Origin of the sequence: Ancylomarina salipaludis (assembly GCF_004122035.1) — a bacterium.
Classification (GTDB): Bacteria; Bacteroidota; Bacteroidia; order Bacteroidales; family Marinifilaceae; genus Ancylomarina; species Ancylomarina salipaludis.
In genome coordinates this window covers 1-2,624 of sequence record NZ_SAXA01000032.1, presented here as the reverse complement: position 1 = coordinate 2,624, position 2,624 = coordinate 1, and the positions used below count along the sequence as shown (strand labels likewise).

The 2,624-nt window shown below is 30.9% G+C and carries 3 protein-coding genes; all 3 read left to right on the top strand.

The features are described from left to right. The first annotated feature begins 502 nt into the window (after window positions 1–502). The 3 genes from EO244_RS16705 (at window position 503) to EO244_RS16960 (ending at window position 2,323) form a co-directional block, all read left to right on the top strand. Window positions 503–1,228, top strand: a complete 726-nt coding sequence (locus tag EO244_RS16705; RefSeq protein ID WP_129255827.1) for a hypothetical protein — start codon at window positions 503–505, stop codon at window positions 1,226–1,228. A 283-nt stretch (window positions 1,229–1,511) separates the two neighbouring features. Then, window positions 1,512–2,072, top strand: coding sequence for a hypothetical protein (locus tag EO244_RS16700; RefSeq protein WP_129255826.1), 561 nt, complete (start codon window positions 1,512–1,514; stop codon window positions 2,070–2,072). An 80-nt stretch (window positions 2,073–2,152) separates the two neighbouring features. Continuing rightward, window positions 2,153–2,323, top strand: coding sequence for a hypothetical protein (locus EO244_RS16960; RefSeq protein ID WP_164977529.1), 171 nt, complete (start codon window positions 2,153–2,155; stop codon window positions 2,321–2,323). Window positions 2,324–2,624 lie beyond the last annotated feature (301 nt).

The window sequence follows — 2,624 nt, the reverse complement described above, 5'->3', positions numbered from 1 at the left end:
TTTTAATAACTTGTGTTCGCATAGGCCCTAGTTGTTTTTGTGTGGTACTAATACAAATTTAAAACTATGTGTCCCTTCTGTCAAAAGAAGGTGAACACAGGCCTATGCATTATCATAGTGGCTCATATAACATAGGCGGGCAGTGGGTTTTCGAAGGTTTATTGCTTTTAATGATCAACGGCAAGGTCGCCATTTTAGAATAGTTATAGTTAAATGTAATTCTAAAATCGCTACCTTGCCTTTTTATAAAATTTAAAACATAAATCAACTAAGGCGCCTACGTTACATAGCGCCATCCGTTGTACACCATTCCCCACATCAGCGTAACCAATTAATTACTATTGCTAACGTGGAAATTTTAGGTTTTTTATAGAATTTATTGGCATTGAGATTGCCGTATTATCTATTAATAAAGGGATGCAAGATAAAAGCAACAAAATTTGACGTTAGTCAGAATTAAAAAAAACAGTAGCAATTGATAGATAACTAATGACAAATGATTTTGAGAACTAAAATAAAAATTCATTCATTCCTTATGATGTTTTTTCTATGGAGTATAGTAGTGTGGTTTGATTACATAATAATATTCACTGATTATTCCATTGACAAGAATGAAAATATAGTTTTAGTATTGCTCAATGGTTTTATAGTTTTTTACACTTTTATGATTATCAAATATTTTAAGATTATTAAAATTGAAAAGGACTCTATAAAAATTAGTTTTTTGATTCCATTATTCAATAAACGATACAGACTGCAAGATTTGATAAAATATGATGTGGATTTAAATGGTGGTGGATTTCAAGATGTGCCAAGAAAAAGTATTGTTATGATTTTTAAGGATTCTAAAAAGATTAAGATTTCAGATTTTTCAATTGCCAATTTTGAGCGATTTGAGACAGCGATTGATTGGTTGATTAATAACAAGAATAATACAATTGATATAATGCCTGCTGATTATAAAGTTAAACATACAATAAGTCGGGTAAAATTTGATATTTCTCAAATTAATTTCAAGCTATTTGGATTGATTTTTATTGGGGCACTTGTGACATTTGGAGCAGGATTCGCAATAAATAAGATGATTCATAACAGGATACTGACAGGTGCAGAAAAAACTAATTTGTACTTGTGGTTACCGATTATGATTTTCTTGATTTTTAAGATATATAAAAAGCTGACTATTAGAAAAAAACTAAAAAATAACGGTGTACAACATTTTGTATAAGTAATGGCAGGCAATGTATTAAATTTCAAGGTTTGTAGTCCGCTCAAACTGCGTAGAAGTTAGACAGGAAAGAAGCCCGCAATCTGCCACTACTCATACAATTTACCGTTGGCATTCATTCCCCACATCAGCGTAACCAATTAATTACTATTGCTAACGTGGAAATTTTAGGTTTTTTATAGAATTTATTGGCATTGAGATTGCCGTATTATCTATTAATAAAGGGATGCAAGATAAAAGCAACAAAATTTGACGTTAGTCAGAATTATATAAACACAGCAATATGATAAAGAATTTATTACAATACGTTTGGATGGTTTTTCTGTTTGCCCTATTGATTGGACTTTTGATTTGGGCTATTTGGTATATTGATGACACTAAAACTAAAATTTCAATCTTTAGTATTGTAGTTGTTATTTTAGCTGCTTTTACTTCAGTATTGACAGTTAGTATTAATAATAAAAATGCCAAGCAACGGGAATATGATTTGTTAATCGTAAAAGAGAAGCAGAAGGTTTTTGAACATTTCTATAATGCATTTTTTGAGAGCCTAAGTCACTCAAAGAAAAAAGGGTCGGCTACTCTATCAAAGAAAGCTGTAGATGAAATGATGAATTTTAAAAGAGGACTAATGAATTGGGGTAGTGAAAGCCTTATAAAAGCTTTTATTGAATATGAGAATAAAATGGTTCAAAACAATGAAACTTTCACTTTGTTAAAAGATGGAGATGAGTTTTTAAAAGAAATTCGAAAAGAGATGGGATATGAAGTCTCAAATAATGTGAATCTAATCAGTATAATATTGACATCGGAAGCTAGACAAGAATTAATTACTAATAAATAGAGGAATGGAGAAGTTTTTATATAATAGCAATATTTTTATGTCTTATAATTATTGGTGCATTTGTAGTGTTAAGCATCAAAATGAAAAATGGTATCGGCAAATATAATTTGAAAGTTTACGGAATAACAATAATAGCCTTGTTGATATCTGTTTTAGCTATTAGTCCAATTGAAGCATCAAACTTGGCTCCTGCATATGGAATATTAGGAGCTATTGGAGGCTATTTATTTGGCTTGAAAGATGAAAAATAACGAAATGCCAACAAAAGCTAAATTTCATGGGCGGTGATTAGCAGTTTGAAAGCTTAGTACAATTAAGAAACACCAGCAAGCCATAAAATTGGTTTGCTAAAATATAAACAATTTCACTCGGCTTGCTTCTTTAGCGGTTCGATAGGACATTAGTTCTAAATCGCCCACGTAAATTTAGCAAGACCGTTATGTACAATTAAGCTCTTTATGGAGAGATAAAACCCTCTTTATTTACGGCTGAAATGATACAAAAATGGAAAGTTCCTTAAGGCGTAAAAGGACAAGAAAGGCAATGGAAGGC

Bases quoted from the DNA above. Each gene is read 5' to 3' on its own strand.
- EO244_RS16960 (WP_164977529.1), top strand. From the start codon at position 2,153: ATGAAAAATGGTATCGGCAAATATAATTTGAAAGTTTACGGAATAACA.
- EO244_RS16700 (WP_129255826.1), top strand. From the start codon at position 1,512: ATGATAAAGAATTTATTACAATACGTTTGGATGGTTTTTCTGTTTGCC.